Below are 16,183 nucleotides of genomic sequence, written 5' to 3' on the forward strand. Positions count from 1 at the left end.
GCGGGGAGAGGGAGTTACCGCAGCCGCTATACCGTCGTTTGCAAGGAACGATGCGGTGGATGCTGAGCCAGTCCCCTCTCCCCGCAAGCGGGGAGAGGGCTAGGGTGAGGGGCTAGATACGGAAGTTACGGCAATGACGGACGTGCCTGACAATCGACATAACCAGAACCCGATCGAAATCCGCGCATGGCCGACGCCATACCCTACGTCCTCTTCAGGGACGACAGCACAGGACAAGTGATGATCTTCGCCGAGCCGGCGGAGATCATCATCGCCCATACGCGCGCGCAATTCTCCGATGCGCTGGAGCGCATGGAAGAGGCCAAACGGCAGGGAAAATGGCTTGCCGGATACATGGCCTATGAGGCCGGCCATCTCTTCGAAGAGAAGCTCGCATCCTTTGCCCAGGAGAACAGGGAGACGCCGCTGCTCTGCTTCGGCGTTTTCGACGGCCCGGCCGCCGATGGCCATCCCCTTGGCCAGCCGGCCCAGCGCCTGGAAAACCGGGAATTCCTGACGGAGCCGAAAGCGGCCTGGAATTTCGAAACCTACAAGGAACGCTTCGACAGGCTGCATTGGCACCTCCGCCAGGGCGACTGCTACCAGGCGAACCTCACCATGCCGATCCATGCCCGCTGGAATGGCGATGCGCGGGCAGCCTTCTGGTCGCTGATCGAACGGCAGCCGGTGAAATACGGCGCACTCGTCGATCTCGGCGGCCCGGTCATCCTGTCGCGCTCGCCGGAACTCTTCTTCCGCACGGACGATGACGGCTGGATCGAGACGCATCCGATGAAGGGCACGGCCAAGCGCGGCGCGAGTGCGGCCGAAGATGCCGAGATCATCCGCGCCATGCTCGCCGACGAGAAGACGCAGGCGGAAAACCGCATGATCGTCGACCTGCTGCGCAACGATATCTCGCGCATCACCGAGGTCGGCACGCTCGACGTTCCCAAGCTCTTCGACATCGAAACCTACCCGACCGTGCACCAGATGGTCAGCCATGTGCAGGCAAGGCTGCTTCCGGGCATGTCCGTTCGCGATATCCTTGCAGCGCTCTTTCCTTGCGGTTCGATCACCGGCGCGCCGAAAATGCGGGCGATGGAGATTCTGCATGACCTCGAAGACGGCCCACGCGACGCCTATTGCGGCGCGATCGGCATGATCTCCCCCACCGGCGCCATGCGTTTTTCGGTGGCGATCCGCACGATCACGCTTTTCGAAGACGGCCGCGCGGTGTTCAATGTCGGCGGAGGCATCGTCTTCGATTCGACGGCGGAAGCGGAATATGAAGAATGCCTCCTCAAGGCGCGCTTCGCCGTGGGGGACCGATGGATCGACCGGTAGAGGATTTTTCTCTGATCGAGACGCTGCGATACGAGCCGGAAACCGGCTTTGTCCGTTTGCGCCTTCATCTCGCCCGGCTGCAACGGTCCGCCCGCCGCCTCGGCTTTTCAGCTCCGCAGAACCTACTCGGGAAACTGGACCATGCGGTCGCCGGCGCCGCCGCACCTTTGAGGGTTCGGCTGACGCTGGATCGCCAGGGACAAACGGAGGTGACGACGGCGCCGTTTGTCCCGCTGCTGCCCGATACCGTCTGGCGCGTCCGCATTGCGGCAACCCGCCTCGATTCCTCCGACAAGCTGCTGCGCGTCAAGACCACGCGCCGCGCGGTCTATGAAGCGGCGCGCGCGGAATACCGGCCCGACGAGGCAGACGAAGTGCTGCTGCTCAATGAGAAGGACGAGGTTTGCGAAGGCACGATCACCTCGGTCTTCGTCGAGGATGATCCGGACACGCTGCGCACCCCGCCCATTTCCGCCGGCCTGCTCGCCGGCGTCCTGCGCACCGAACTCATCTGCCAGCGCAAGGCCCGCGTCGGCCGCATCCGGCTCGACGATCTGAAGGACCGCACCCTTTACGTCGGAAACTCCCTGCGCGGCCTGATCCGCGCGCAACTCATATGGAATTGACGCATGTTCATCCTCTCGCTCACCTACCTCAAGGGCAATGACGAAGCCGACAAGCACATGGAGCCGCATATGGCCTGGGTGAAGGAAGGCTATGCCAGGGGCTGGTTCCTCGCATCGGGCCGCAAGGTGCCGCGCACCGGCGGCGTCATCTTCGCCCGCGGCGAGCGTGCCGAGCTGGAGGCCTACGTCGCCGCCGATCCCTTCACTATCCACGGTGTCGCCGCCTACGAAGTTCAGGAAATCGCCTTCACCACCGTCATCGATGGATTGGAAACCTTAAAGGGATAAGCGATGGAAGAAGGCCTTTTTCCGCTTATGTCAGCGAAAACCAACCTTGAAGGCAACAAACTCGTCGCATAAGGCGTGTATGTTGCCTTTACTTGACTTTGTCCGGCTAACCCTGAACAGCTCTTTATTGTGACATCAATTTGTGGTTAGAGCCGTTCACCTCGCGCATCCCCGCGCAAACTCTGATTGAGTTTCATGAACCGAACGGCGCACCGCCTTTCGAAGGAGAAAAGAATGACGGAACAGAACTATCCGGTATATGCCGAAATTACCGGTCCGATCGTGATGATCGGCTTTGGCTCCATCGGCCGTGGCACGCTGCCCCTGATCGAGCGCCATTTCAAATTCGACAAGAGCCGGATGGTCGTCATCGACCCGCGTGAAGAGCCAGCCGACATGGAGATCCTGGCAAAGCATGGCGTCCGTCATATCAAGGAATATGTCACCAAGGACAACTACAAGGATCTGTTGAAGCCGCTTCTGACGGAAGGCGGCGGCCAGGGCTTCTGCGTCAACCTTTCGGTCGATACCGGCTCGCTCGATCTGGTCAAGCTGTGCCGCAAGCTCGACGTGCTTTACATCGACACCGTCGTCGAGCCCTGGCTCGGCTTCTATTTCGACAAGAGCCTGAAGAATGCCGACCGCACCAACTACGCGCTGCGCGAAACCATGCGCAAGGAAAAGGAAAAGAATCCGGGCGGCACGACGGCGGTTTCCACCTGCGGCGCAAACCCGGGCATGGTCTCCTGGTTCGTCAAGCAGGCGCTCGTCAACCTCGCCAAGGATATCGGCCTGAAGTTCGAGGAGCCGGATCAGCACGACCGCGAAGGCTGGGCCAAGCTGATGAAGAAGGTCGGCGTCAAGGGCATCCACATCGCCGAGCGCGACACGCAGCGTACCAAGCATCCGAAGCCGCTCAACGTCTTCTGGAACACCTGGTCTGTCGAAGGCTTCATCTCCGAAGGTCTGCAGCCGGCCGAACTCGGCTGGGGCACCCATGAGGAATGGATGCCGAAGAACGCCAAGAAGCACAAGAAGGGCTCCAAGGCCGCCATCTATCTGGAACAGCCGGGCGCCAACACCCGCGTCCGTACCTGGTGCCCGACCCCCGGCCCGCAATACGGCTTCCTCGTCACGCACAACGAGTCGATCTCGATCGCCGACTTCTTCACGGTGCGCGACAAGGACGGCGAAGTCACCTTCCGCCCGACCTGCCACTATGCCTATCATCCGGCCAACGACGCCGTGCTCTCGCTGCACGAAATGTTCGGCAACGGCGGCACCCCGCAGCCGGTTCACCACGTTCTCGACGAGCATGAGCTGGAAGACGGCGTCGACGAACTCGGCGTCCTGCTCTACGGTCACGACAAGAACGCCTACTGGTACGGCTCGCGCCTGTCTCTCGAAGAGACCCGCCGCATCGCCCCCTACCAGAACGCCACCGGCCTGCAGGTGACCTCGGCGGTTCTCGCCGGCATGGTCTGGGCGCTCGAAAACCCGAAGGCCGGCATCGTCGAAGCCGACGAGATCGACTACAAGCGCTGCCTCGAAGTGCAGTTGCCCTATCTCGGCCCGGTTGAAGGCCACTACACCGACTGGACCCCGCTCGACGGCCGCCCGGGCCTCTTCCCGGAAGACATCGACACGAAGGATCCCTGGCAGTTCCGGAACATCCTGGTTCGCTGAGAGTCGTAGGGTTCGCCCGATCCAACACTCTAATGCCCGCACAGGTCGTGCGGGCATTTTTGTTACGCAGGCCAGATAAATCAAGCAGATCCGCTGTGAAGCCTTGCTTTAGCCCAATGGTCGCGCCATCTTCTTTACAACCGATATGCCTCTAGTCCGCCCTTTTCCGCGGGAGACATTTATGAAGATAAGAAACGCTCTTGCCCTCCTCGCTGCCGCGGCAGCTCTTTCTGCCTGCGTCGATTTCGGTGGCTCCAGACCGCCGCCGATGGCGACGAACACCGGCGTCCAGCCGCGGATGAACTCCGTGGAAGGCAGCTGGGCCGATTCGAACGGGCTGAATTCGACATTTACCGCCGGGCGTTTCGAAACGCATACCACGGACGGCACGAACCAGCAGATGGCGTCGGGGACCTACACGACCGATGCCTCCGGCGTGATTCAGATTGATCTCTACTCGAACATCAAGCGTACATCCTCGAAGGTGAATTGCTTCCTGGCCAATCCCAGCCAGCTCAATTGCACCTCCGAAACCGGCGGACATTTCTCGCTCAACCGCCAGGGCTGACGTTAGCCGCCGGAGAGATGAGGCATCATGCGCGGCATGCCGATCCTTTATCTGATGCCTGTCGCAGCATTACCCGTCGCCGTTCTGGCGGCGGTCCTCCCGGTAAACAGTTACCGTGCTCAAGGCATCGAAGCGCTCGATTGCGACGGACCGATGAGCGTTCTCATTTTCGCCTTGCCCGCTTTGCTGGTCTACGGCGCCAGCACGATCCTTTTCTACAGGGGCCGGAGCCGGCGTTTTCATCTCGCAGCCTCTCTCTGCTGCCTGCTCATCTTTTGCTGCGTCGGCTGGAATGCCGCTGCCGCGTTGCGAGAATCCTACGCCGCAGTCGAAGCATGCGCCTGATCTGACGACACGCTCCCTCGCTTTGCAAAATCCTAATGAAGCCAACAGCTTTTGCTTGCGCTCGCTCCGCCGTGATGAAAACATCCGTGCGGGAAACCGCTGCGCGGCAAAGGCGGTCCGGATTGTAATGACCAACAGGAGAGACAGATGAAGCAGCCCTTCGGAGTGGGTCTTTTGGCCGCCACGCTGCTGGCGCTCAGCACAAGTGCCGCCTTCGCGGACTATCAGCTCAACATCCTGCACTTCAACGATTTCCATTCGCGCGTGGAGTCGATCAACAAGTTCGACGCCACCTGCTCCGCAGCCGAAGAAGCCAAGAACGAGTGCTTCGGCGGCGCCGCGCGGCTGAAGGCTGCCATCGACCAGAGGCGCGCAGCGCTTGCGGGCCAGAATGTGGTCGTGCTCGATGCCGGCGACAATTTCCAGGGCTCTCTGTTTTACACCACGTACAAAGGGGCCGCCGAAGTCGAGTTTCTCAATGACATGAAAATCGACGCCATGACGGTCGGTAATCATGAGTTCGATGACGGCGAAGGGCCGCTCGCAGCCTTCCTCGACAAGGCGCAGTTTCCGGTCGTGACGGCCAATCTGGTGGTCGACGATCAGTCGAAGCTCGGCGACCGCATCAAGAAATCCATCGTGCTCGACATCGGCGGCCAGAAGATCGGCATCGTCGGCGCCGTGACGACCGAAACGCCCGAGCTGGCCTCGCCCGGCCCGCATGTGAAGATCACCGACGATGCCGCCGCCATCAGCGCCGAGGTGGACGCGCTGAAGTCGCAGGGCGTCAACAAGATCATCGCGCTCACCCATGTCGGCTATCCGCGCGATGTCGAGAAGATCGCCAAGATCGCCGGCGTCAGCGTCGTCGTCGGCGGCCACTCGCACACGCTGCTGTCGAATACCGACCCGAAGGCCGCCGGCCCCTACCCGACCATGGTCGATAATCCCGCCGGCTATAAGGTGCCGGTGGTTCAGGCCGCCTCCTACAGCAAGTATCTCGGCGATCTCGTCGTCACCTTCGACGACAATGGCGCCGTCAAGGATGCCAAGGGCGATCCGATCCTGCTCGATTCCTCCATCAAGCCCGATCCCGCAATCGCCGCCCGCATACTGGAAATGGCCAAGCCGATCGAGGAACTGCGCAAGAAGGTCATCGGCAGCTCGCAAGGCCCGATCGAAGGTGCGCGTGAAGTCTGCCGCGTTCAGGAATGCTCGATGGGCAACCTCATCGCCGATGCCATGCTCGACCGCACCAAGGCACAAGGGATCAACATCGCCATCCAGAACGGCGGCGGCCTGCGCGCTTCCATCGGCGCAGGCGACGTCACCATGGGCGACGTGCTGACCGTGCTGCCCTTCCAGAATACGGTCGCGACGTTCCAGTTGACCGGAGCGGATGTGAAGGCGGCGCTCGAGAACGGTCTCAGCCAGATCGATGACGGCGCCGGTCGCTTCCCGCAGGTGGCCGGCCTCAAATACAGCTTCGACAAGTCGAAGCCGCCGGGCAGCCGCCTGGTGTCCGTCGATGTCCAGGAAGGCACCGAATTCAAGCCGATCGACCCGGAAAAGACCTATGGCGTCGTCAGCAACAACTACATGCGCGCCGGCGGCGACGGCTACACGGTCTTCGCCAAAGACGGCAAGAACGCCTATGATTTCGGCCCCAACCTGGAGGCTGTCGTCGCCGATTACCTTGGCGCGCACAATCCCTACAAGCCCTATACGGACGGCCGCGTAACCCAGGTCGGCGCGGCACAGCCAGCCGCCCAGCCGGAACCGGCAAAGCCCGCCGATGCCAAGCCGCAGCCCGCGCCCGAGCAAAAACCGGCACCGGCTGCCGCCGATAGTGCCGCCTCCTCGCCTGCACCGACGCCGCCGGCCTCTTCTGCTCCCGCCGTCACGACGCCAGGCACGACCATGCCGGCAAACCCGACGGCCACGCCATCCGTTCCGGCAAATTCGGCAGCCGAAACAGCGGCGCCGACGTCTTCCGCGGCGGCTACCTCCGCGCCCGCCACTTCAACGCCCACGCCCGCGACCGAGACTCCGGCGACACCGGCACCGGCCGCCTCCGCGCCCGCGACGACGGCGCCCATCGCCACAGCACCCGAAACCAAGGCCAGCGAGCCGCCCAAAACGCCGACGACTCACGTCATCGTCGCAGGCGATACGCTCTGGGATCTTGCCAGGACCTACTATGGCAACGCCGGGCAATGGCACAAACTTCTGGCGGCCAACCGCAATATCAAGCCGCATCGTCTGGCCGTCGGCGAAAAGTTGAGGATTCCGGCCAAGTAAGGACGATTTGTCTCGCATGCCCCAGCCGGTCCGGGCTTCCCCGGACCGGCTTTTGTTCCTATGTGAAGTGCTTCGTATCTTGAGAGGAATTCAATCGATGACAGCAGATTTGAGCGCGCTTCCGTCCGATCATCCAAGCGTGAAATACGGCAAGGTCGGCGTGCTGCTCATCAACCTCGGAACACCCGACGGCACCGACTATTCCTCGATGCGCCGCTACCTGCGCGAATTCCTGACCGACCGCCGCGTCATCGAATGGTCACGCTGGAAATGGTACCCGATCCTGTTCGGCATTGTGCTCAACACCCGGCCGCAGAAGGTCGGCAAGGCCTACGAGACGATCTGGAACAAGGAAAGGAATGAAAGCTATCTGCGCACCTATACGCGTAACCAGTCCGACTTGATGGCCGAGCGCCTGCGCGACCTGCCCAACGTCCGCGTCGACTGGGCCATGCGCTACGGCCAGCCCTCGATCGGCGACCGCATCCAAGCCCTGAAGGACGAAGGCTGCGAGCGCATCGTGCTCTTTCCGCTGTATCCGCAATATGCGGCCGCGACGACGGCGACGGTCAACGACAAGGCGTTCGAGAAACTTCAGAAGATGCGCTGGCAGCCGGCGGTTCGCACCGTCCCACAATATCATGACGACGAGACCTATATCGAGGCGCTGGCCAACTCCGTGACCCGGCACCTTTCGACGCTGGACTGGCAGCCCGAAAAGATCCTCGCATCCTTCCACGGCATACCGATGTCCTACTTCAAGCTGGGCGACCCCTACTATTGCTTCTGTCAAAAGACCGGCCGCTTGCTGCGCGAGAAGCTTGGCCTTTCCGAAGATCAGTTCATGGTTACATTCCAGTCCCGTTTCGGTCCCGAGGAGTGGCTGCAACCCTATACGGACAAGACGGTGGAGGCGCTCGCCCAAAGCGGCACCAAGCGCATCGCCGTGCTCAACCCCGGCTTCGTCTCGGACTGCCTGGAGACGCTGGAGGAGATCGCCGAGCAGGCCGCGGAATCCTTCCATCACAATGGCGGCGAGAAATTTGCGCACATCCCCTGTCTTAACGACAGCGAGGACGGCATGAACGTGCTGGAGAAGGTGGTCAGGCGGGAACTGCTCGGCTGGGCATGATGATCCGCCGGGAAGAGTCCCGGCGAAAAACCTATTGCAGCTGCGGCTTCCTGAGGAAGCTGCCGCGATCGGCGGATTTGATGCGCAGCCAGGCCTCGCGGCCGTCGCGCAGCACCCGCATGGGGATCTCGGCGCCGGCCGGTCCGCTCTGCCAGATCTTGCGATAGAAATCGGCGAGCCCGTCGACCTCCCCGTCGCGGATTTCCGAAATGACGTCGCCCCGGCGCAACCCCGCCTTGGCCGCCGGACCGCCATCCGTGACGCTCATGACCACGACTTCGCCGTTGCTTTCTGCGGAAAAGGCACCGAGCCAGGGTCGCGGCGGCTTGTTGACGTGACCACGTTTGATCAGGTCGTCGAGGATCGGCATCAGCAGGTTGATCGGCACGATCATGTTGATGTCGGCGCTGTCGCCATTCTGGGTCGCCATCTGCAGGTGCAGCGAACCGATGCCGAGAAGCTTGCCGTCCTCATCGAGAAGCGCCGCCCCGCCCCAGGAGGGATGGGCCGGCGCGGTGAAGATCGCCTCGTCCAGCAGATATTCCCAATAGCCGGCAAACTCCTGCTTGGCGACGATCTTCGCCTCGACGAACTGGCCGATCCCATCGGCAACGACAACCTCGTCGCCGATCTCGGTCCTGCTGGCATCGCCGAATTCGAGGGCCGGCACATCGAGCGGGCCGAGCGCCTGCACCAGGCCGAACCCCGTTTCCTGATCGTAGGCCAGCGCATGCCCCGGCACGACGCGACCGCTATTGGTCGTCAGCCAGACCTCCTCGGCTTCGGTGATCAGATAGCCGATGGTCAAGACCAGACCATTTCCCCGAATGACGACGCCGCTGCCTTCCCTGCGGACGCCGAGCGTCGTCGCCGTGAAAGCGTCTTCCGGAATTGATGCGTGCACGGCCACGACCGACCGCAAGGTCCTATCTATGTTCATAGCTTCACCCTGATGATGATGCGCGATGGCTTGGCCCGAAAGGTTGGGAGGCGGTGGGCCGGAAATTTCCATAATAAGGTATGAAGATCAATCGCCGGAAGCAAGACCCGGGTCGCGATTGATTGATCGGAGCTGACGAAGATGGCCCGTTTTGAGGCCATTCCTCACTTGCCGAGAACATGCTAACCCACCACATCTGATTGAGCTGCCGTCTCTTTGCTCGACCGAGCATATAGAGGCCGAACGGCAGCGGTTTACGCGACGCGAATTCCGCTACGGGCGGGCGCGTCCATGGAGGAGTTCGATGGTTGTGGGTGGTTTCAGCATCGTCGTGATTGCCCTGGTGGTCTTGGTTATCCTGGTGCTCTTTGCGGGCATCAAGACAGTTCCGCAGGGCTATCGGTACACGGTCCAGCGCTTCGGCCGCTACACCCGGACGCTGGAGCCGGGCCTCAACCTGATCCTGCCTTTCATCGAAACGATCGGCGCACGCATGAACGTGATGGAGCAGGTTCTCGCCGTGCCGACGCAGGAGGTCATCACCAAGGACAATGCCAGCATCTCCGCCGATGCCGTGGCCTTCTTCCAGGTGTTGAACGCCGCCCAGGCGGCTTATCAGATCACCAATCTCGAAACCGCGATCCTCAACCTCACCAAGACCAACATCCGCTCGGTCATGGGCTCGATGGATCTCGACGAGCTCCTGTCCAACCGCGACGTCATCAACGAGCGGCTGCTGCGCGTCGTCGACGAGGCGGCCGAGCCCTGGGGCATCAAGATGACGCGCGTCGAGATCAAGGATATCCAGCCTCCGAAGGATCTGGTCGACGCCATGGGCCGGCAGATGAAGGCCGAGCGTGAAAAGCGTGCCCAGGTTCTGGAAGCCGAAGGGCTGCGCAACGCACAGATATTGCGTGCCGAAGGCGCCAAGCAGGCGGCGGTACTGCAGGCCGAAGGCCAGCGCGAGGCGGCCTTCCGCAATGCCGAGGCCCGCGAACGCCTGGCTGAGGCGGAAGCCAAGGCGACCCGCGTGGTGTCCGAGGCCATTGCCGAGGGCAATGTGCAGGCCATCAATTACTTTGTCGCGCAGAAATACACCGAGGCCCTCACCGCGATCGGTTCCGCCGGCAATTCCAAGATCGTTCTGATGCCGATGGAGGCGAGCTCCCTCATCGGCTCGCTCGGCGGCATCGGCGCCATCGCCCGCGAGGTCTTCGGCGACAATGGCGACGGCAGCGGAGCGCCGCAGCCTCCCCGCCCGCGATCCGGCTCCGCTCGCACCACGCCTTCAATCAATCCGCTGACGTCGAAGGAGAGCTGAGATGCTCGACAATCTCGCCGTCGAACTCGGCCCCTGGATCTGGTGGTTGCTGGGGTTGGTGCTGCTGGCCGCCGAACTGATCCTGCCAGGCTTCTTCCTGGTCTGGATCGGGCTTGCAGGCATCATCGTCGGCGCTTTGTCGCTGCTTTTCTGGGAGAGCGCCTTCTGGATCTGGCAGGTGCAGGGGCTTGTCTTCGCAGCCACGGCAGTCGTCGTCACCCTCATCGGTCGCCGCTATCTCTATAACAACAACCAGACCACCGACGAACCCTTCCTGAACCAGCGCGGCGCCAGCCTGGTCGGACGGACGGCAACGCTGGAGCAGCCCATCACCGAAGGCCGGGGGCGGATTCGTCTCAACGATACCTATTGGACGGTCAATGGACCCGACCTGCCGGTCGGCACCCGCGTCAAGATCGTCGCCAGTAGCGGTCGCGACCTGACGGTGGAACCCGTCTGATCAGGCCACGCCGATCCGCAGCAGGTCGTGGAAATGCACGATGCCGACCGGGCGTCGCGTGTCGTCGACAACGATAAGCGCCGAAATATTGTGGCGATTGAGCACGGCCATGGCGCTCGTCGCCAGCGTCGTTTCCTTCACCGTCTTCGGATTGCGGGTCATCACCTCGTCGACGCGCATGTCGGCAAGACTGGTGCCGAGATTGCGGGCGATATCGCCGTCGGTGACGATGCCGCACAGGCAACCCTCGTCATCGATCACGCCGACGCAGCCGAAGCGCATCTTCGACAGCGTCATGGCCGCTTCCGGCATACCCGTCCCAAGCTTGACCAAAGGTACGCGCTCGCCCTTGTGCATGATATCGACCACATGCGAGAGGCTCGCCCCCAGCTTGCCGCCCGGATGGAAGGTGCGGAAATCCTCGGCCGTGAAGCCGCGCGCCTCCAGCAGAGCGACGGCGAGCGCATCGCCAATGGCAAGCTGCAGCAGCGTCGATGTCGTCGGCGCCAGACCGTGCGGGCAGGCTTCCTGCTCCTTGGGCAGCAGCAGGACCACATCCGATTCGCGCGCAAGCGTCGAGGATTCGCCGGCGGTGATGGCGATCATCGGAATCGAGAAACGGCGGGAATAGCTGATGATGCCGCGCAACTCCGCGCTTTCGCCGCCCCAGGACATCGCAACGATGACGTCGTCCTGCGTGATCATGCCGAGATCGCCATGATTGGCCTCGACCGGATGCACGAAGAACGCCGGCGTTCCCGTCGATGCGAGCGTCGCGGCGAGCTTGTTGCCGATATGGCCGCTCTTGCCGACGCCGGTGATGATAACACGGCCGCTGATATCGCCGATGATCTCTACCGCACGGCTGAAGGGCTCGGTCAGACCATTGGTCAGTGCGCGTTCCAGCGCTTCCATGCCCCGTCTTTCGGTTTCGATCGTTCGCACAGCGGATTCGATCGCACCGTTCGCGATGAGTCTTACAGCTCTCTTGTTCATGAGGGAGGCCTAACGCTTTTCTGCAAATCTGTCCACCGAAGATCGACCTGCGGCCACAGCGCCGGGCTGCTGCATCACGTCGATAATATTGCCGATCCACATCCTTGCGTAGTCCTTTGGCAACCAAGCGTTAACCACGCGGCTTTACACTTGGGTAAGAATTTAGGGCATTTCCAGCAGGATCAGATACAAACAACATGGACATCGGCAAGGACAAGGCGGGTCATGGTGCCCTCCGGCTGACGGCATGGGCGACATCCGCCGTGCTCGGCTGGGGTATCGCATTTTCCGCGCCGCTGCCGGCCCACGCACAATCGCTCCCGCCCGACCAAAGTCTCGACGACACCTTGCCAGCCCCGACAACGTCGGCGGCGCCGGCCGATGCCGCGACCGGACCGCTGACCGACACGCAAACGGGCGCACCGATAAATCAGGCTTCACCGGCAAGCCAGGGATCGGGCGGCAGCGACACTCCGCCGAACATGCGCCTTCGCCTCGATGGGGTCGACCCCACAACCACAGGCTCCACGCTGGATGACGACCTACGCCGCGTCAACCTGCCCGAAACCACGGTCGATGGCCTGAGGACACGCCAGTATCCGGATCGGGCTGATGTCCAAGGCATACCGCTCGGCACGTTCACCCTGCGCCCATCGGTCAATCAGTCGATCAATCTCGAGCGGGACCGCACCGGCTCGGTTGAGGACAACCGCACCTTCCTGCAGACGGACCTGCGCAGCACCCTGACCTCCGATTGGGATCGGCATGCCCTGACAGTCACCGGCGAAGGCGTCTGGCAAAGGAACATCAGCGGCACCGGCGAAGAAAAGCCGACGATCAGCCTCGATGCCGACCTGCGCCTGGATCTTCCTGCCGACACCATCGCGCATATCACCGCCGGCTATCAGTTCTACCGCGAGGACACCAGCGATCCGAACGCCATCGCCGGCGCCTCGAAGCAATCCGCCGTCAACCAGTTCACGACGGGGCTTTCGCTGGAGCGCGACTTCGGCCTGCTGCGCGGCACGACGGCCCTGGCGCTGACACGCACGGTCTATTCCGATGCCGAACTCTCGGATGGAACCCAGGTCACGCTCAGCGACCGCGACCAGACGGCCGGCACATGGCGCGGGCGCATCGGCTACGAACTGTCGCCGGCCATCACTCCCTTCGTCGAAGTCAATCTCGGCCGCGCCATCTACGACCAGACGCGAGACAGCAACGGCTATGCCCGCTCCAACCAGAGCTACGGCGGCAAGGGCGGCGTCGAATTCGATCTGGGCGAAAAGTTCAAGGGCGAACTCGGCTTCGGCTACCAGCATACGGAATTCGACGATTCGCGCCTCGCTTCGGTTGACTCCCCGACGATCGACGGCAATCTGGCCTGGTCGCCGCAGCGCGGAACCGATGTCAGCATCGGCCTTTCCACCACCGTTCAGCCATCCACCACGCCCGGCCTGAGCGGCTATAGCGCTTACCAGCTCACGAGCACGGTAAGCCATCAGCTGCGTGACGATCTCACGGCCAAGCTGACGGGCGGAACGATCTGGCGTGATTATCCTTCCAGCGGCAGTGCGGCCGACGAGACCGAATACGACGCGGCCTTCGGCCTGACCTGGGGGATCAACCGCTATCTCGATCTGACGAGCAATGTCGGCTATCAGCTGACCACCCGGAAGGAGGGCGACGACACACGCCAGCTCCAGGCCGGCGTCGGGCTGACGGTGAAGCGGTAACGGCCGCCCGGGATTCCTCGCAGCCATCCCCGGCGGCAAGCATCCTCTTCAAACGAAACGAGGCCCGGTCCAAGCCGAGCCTCGATGCTTTGCGTCCAAAGACCCGAACGCCTATTTCAGGGCGGCGATCAAGGCCTTCAGTTCGTTTTCGATGGTCGGGCGGATATCCGCGCGCGCCAGCGAGAAGGCGACGTTGGCAAGGATGAAGCCATCCTTTGCGCCACAGTCGAAGGTTTGGCCTTCAAAGTGATAGCCTGCGAAATCCTGCGTCTGCGCCAGCTTCAACATGCCGTCCGTCAGCTGGATTTCGTTGCCGGCGCCGCGTTCCTGGCTCTCCAGGATACGGAAGATTTCCGGCTGCAGGATATAGCGGCCGTTGATGAAGAAGTTGGACGGAGCCGTACCCTTGGCCGGTTTTTCGACCATTTCCGTGATGCGGAAGCCGTTGCCGATCGTCTCGCCGACGCCGACGATGCCGTATTTATGGGTCTGATCGGGGCTGCATTCCTCGACGGCGATGACGTTGCCGCCACTATGCTCGTAAAGCTCGATCATGCCCTTCATGCAGCCCTTTTCGGCGCGCATGACCATATCCGGCAGCAGCAGCGCGAACGGCTCGTCGCCGACGATCTCGCGGGCGCACCAGACGGCATGGCCGAGGCCAAGCGGCTCCTGCTGGCGCGTGAAGCTCGCCGTGCCGGCCTTCGGCAGCAGACCGTTCAGCAACGACAGTTCGGCGTTCTTGTTGCGCTGGCGCAGCGTGTGCTCGAGTTCGAACTGAATGTCGAAATAGTCTTCGATGACGTGCTTGCTGCGGCCCGTCACGAATACGAAATGTTCGATGCCGGCTTCCATCGCCTCGTCGACGACATACTGGATCACCGGCTTGTCCACGACGGTCAGCATTTCCTTCGGCACCGCCTTGGTCGCAGGCAAGAACCGCGTCCCGAGTCCAGCGACAGGAAATACTGCCTTACGAACCTTCTTATGTTGTCCCACTCATACCTCCTGGGCATTAAATCGCTTGGCGCCAAGCCATTCTAAAGGTCAGTAGATTAAATTTGCTACTGTTTTGCAAATAATGACTGACCCGGACTTCCATGGTAAAGAATTTGTTGACTTCGTTCGTTTAGCGTCACGCTTGGGCGAATGCCATGCGCATCCGCCGCACCGAAATCCAACGATTGATGGACAAGGCTGTAGATGACCGTAAACCGCAAAAACTCCCTTCGTGGTCTCGCTCTGGCGCTCGCGCTCGGCGCCTTCGCGGGATTCCTTCCCGTTAACGCCAATGCTGACCCAGGGTTCCAGAAATGGATCGCGGGCTTCTACGCTACCGCCGCCAAAAGCGGCATTACGCAATCGACCTATCGCGATGCATTTGCAGGTGTGACGGACCCCGACCCCACGGTCCTCGAAAAGGCGCAATACCAACCGGAATTCAAGTCCCAAATCTGGGATTACCTGGACTCCCGTGTCAATCCCTATACAATTGATATTGGCCGTAAGATGGCGGTCAAATACGCATCCACGCTGCGCACCCTCGAACAGCGCTTCGGCGTCGACCGAAATATCATGCTGGCAATCTGGTCGATGGAGTCGAATTACGGCGCCGTTCTGGCCAAGAACGACCGGCTGCATTACGTGCCCCGCGCCCTGGCGACACTCGCCTATGCCGACCCGAAGCGGGGCAGCTACGCCAGGAAGCAGCTCATTGCCGCGCTGAAAATCCTGCAGAGCGGCGATATCTCGCGCAAGGAACTGAACGGCTCCTGGGCTGGCGCCATGGGCCACACGCAATTCATCCCGACCAGCTACCTGCTCTATGCGGTCGACGCGGACGGCAGCGGCCATGCCGATATCTGGAACTCGATCCCGGACGCCCTGGCGACGACGGCCAATCTGCTGGCCAAGAACGGCTGGGATACCGGACGCACCTGGGGCTATGAAGTCGTCGTCCCGCCGGGTGGCAGCGCTCAGGCCGGCAAGACCCATACGATCGCCCAATGGGCGGCCCTCGGCTTCGCGCGGCCGAACGGCAAGGGTTTCCGCCTGATGTCCGACCGTGCACAGCTGAAGATGCCCGGCGGCCCGGACGGCCCCGGCTTCCTGATGACCGGCAACTTCTTCACCGTCAAGCGCTACAACGCCTCCGACAGCTATGCCCTGGCTGTCGGTCTGCTCGCCGACCAGATCGCCGGCTATGGCGGTATGCAGCAAACCTGGCCGCGCCCCAGCGGCACGCTCGACGTCAAGCAGAAATTCGAACTGCAGACGCGGCTGAAGGAGCTCGGCTATTATGACGGCGTCGTCGACGGCAACTTCGGATCGGGTTCGAAGGCCGCGATATCGGCCGTTCAGGAACGCATGGGCATGGATGCGGATGGCGAGCCGTCGATGAGCCTGCTGAAGGCCTTGCGCAAGTAAGCCGCCATCC

15 protein-coding genes are annotated in these 16,183 nt (G+C 62.1%); 12 read left to right on the plus strand and 3 right to left on the minus strand.

Features of this window, described 5'->3' with window-relative positions; all coding sequences use genetic code 11:
- Positions 1 to 186 precede the first annotated feature (186 nt).
- The 8 genes from ACQZ6J_RS05315 to hemH all read left to right on the plus strand — a co-directional run bounded on the left by ACQZ6J_RS05315 (position 187) and on the right by hemH (position 8,293).
- Entirely contained in the window at positions 187 to 1,347 is a 1,161-nt protein-coding gene (locus ACQZ6J_RS05315; protein ID WP_449082451.1) for an aminodeoxychorismate synthase component I, read from the plus strand.
- Positions 1,332 to 1,973, plus strand: coding sequence for an aminotransferase class IV family protein (locus ACQZ6J_RS05320; protein WP_449082453.1), 642 nt, complete (start codon positions 1,332 to 1,334; stop codon positions 1,971 to 1,973). Before ACQZ6J_RS05315 ends, ACQZ6J_RS05320 begins: the two co-directional genes overlap by 16 nt.
- A 3-nt stretch (positions 1,974 to 1,976) precedes the next feature.
- Positions 1,977 to 2,261, plus strand: coding sequence for a YciI family protein (locus tag ACQZ6J_RS05325; RefSeq protein ID WP_163986711.1), 285 nt, complete (start codon positions 1,977 to 1,979; stop codon positions 2,259 to 2,261).
- 234 nt (positions 2,262 to 2,495) lie between these two features.
- Entirely contained in the window at positions 2,496 to 3,947 is a 1,452-nt protein-coding gene (locus ACQZ6J_RS05330) for a homospermidine synthase (RefSeq protein WP_163986712.1), read from the plus strand.
- Positions 3,948 to 4,128: 181 nt separating this feature from the next.
- Positions 4,129 to 4,515, plus strand: a complete 387-nt coding sequence (locus ACQZ6J_RS05335) for a hypothetical protein (RefSeq protein ID WP_163986713.1) — start codon at positions 4,129 to 4,131, stop codon at positions 4,513 to 4,515.
- Positions 4,516 to 4,542: 27 nt separating this feature from the next.
- A complete protein-coding gene (locus tag ACQZ6J_RS05340) occupies positions 4,543 to 4,860 on the plus strand; it encodes a hypothetical protein (RefSeq protein WP_449082456.1) in 318 nt (105 codons plus the stop codon).
- Between the two features lie 147 nt (positions 4,861 to 5,007).
- Positions 5,008 to 7,161, plus strand: coding sequence for a 5'-nucleotidase C-terminal domain-containing protein (locus ACQZ6J_RS05345; protein WP_449082458.1), 2,154 nt, complete (start codon positions 5,008 to 5,010; stop codon positions 7,159 to 7,161).
- A 97-nt stretch (positions 7,162 to 7,258) separates the two neighbouring features.
- Positions 7,259 to 8,293 carry a ferrochelatase gene (gene hemH / locus ACQZ6J_RS05350; RefSeq protein WP_449082460.1) on the plus strand — a complete coding sequence of 345 codons (1,035 nt, stop codon included), beginning with the start codon at positions 7,259 to 7,261 and terminating at the stop codon, positions 8,291 to 8,293.
- A 31-nt stretch (positions 8,294 to 8,324) separates the two neighbouring features.
- Here hemH and ACQZ6J_RS05355 read toward each other — a convergent pair whose 3' ends face one another.
- Entirely contained in the window at positions 8,325 to 9,233 is a 909-nt protein-coding gene (locus ACQZ6J_RS05355; protein WP_163986719.1) for a S1C family serine protease, read from the minus strand.
- Positions 9,234 to 9,537: 304 nt separating this feature from the next.
- Here ACQZ6J_RS05355 and ACQZ6J_RS05360 point away from each other — a divergent pair, with 304 nt between their 5' ends.
- Entirely contained in the window at positions 9,538 to 10,554 is a 1,017-nt protein-coding gene (locus ACQZ6J_RS05360; protein WP_163986722.1) for an SPFH domain-containing protein, read from the plus strand.
- Between the two features lies 1 nt (position 10,555).
- Positions 10,556 to 11,014, plus strand: coding sequence for an NfeD family protein (locus ACQZ6J_RS05365; RefSeq protein ID WP_449082463.1), 459 nt, complete (start codon positions 10,556 to 10,558; stop codon positions 11,012 to 11,014).
- On the opposite strand, the gene ACQZ6J_RS05370 is transcribed toward ACQZ6J_RS05365, so the two are convergent.
- Positions 11,015 to 12,010, minus strand: a complete 996-nt coding sequence (locus ACQZ6J_RS05370; RefSeq protein WP_449082465.1) for a KpsF/GutQ family sugar-phosphate isomerase — start codon at positions 12,008 to 12,010, stop codon at positions 11,015 to 11,017. It abuts the gene before it with no gap.
- Between the two features lie 197 nt (positions 12,011 to 12,207).
- Here ACQZ6J_RS05370 and ACQZ6J_RS05375 point away from each other — a divergent pair, with 197 nt between their 5' ends.
- The gene (locus ACQZ6J_RS05375; RefSeq protein WP_449082467.1) at positions 12,208 to 13,746 is read left to right on the plus strand and encodes an outer membrane beta-barrel protein; all 1,539 of its coding nucleotides are present in this window, start codon (positions 12,208 to 12,210) and stop codon (positions 13,744 to 13,746) included.
- Between the two features lie 111 nt (positions 13,747 to 13,857).
- Here ACQZ6J_RS05375 and galU read toward each other — a convergent pair whose 3' ends face one another.
- A complete protein-coding gene (galU, locus tag ACQZ6J_RS05380; protein WP_163986729.1) occupies positions 13,858 to 14,745 on the minus strand; it encodes a UTP--glucose-1-phosphate uridylyltransferase GalU in 888 nt (295 codons plus the stop codon).
- A gap of 204 nt (positions 14,746 to 14,949) precedes the next feature.
- Here galU and ACQZ6J_RS05385 point away from each other — a divergent pair, with 204 nt between their 5' ends.
- Positions 14,950 to 16,173: a lytic murein transglycosylase gene (locus tag ACQZ6J_RS05385; RefSeq protein ID WP_163986731.1), complete on the plus strand. Its 1,224-nt coding sequence runs from the start codon at positions 14,950 to 14,952 to the stop codon at positions 16,171 to 16,173.
- Positions 16,174 to 16,183: the final 10 nt, after the last annotated feature.

Source organism: Rhizobium sp. A37_96 (assembly GCF_053521765.1).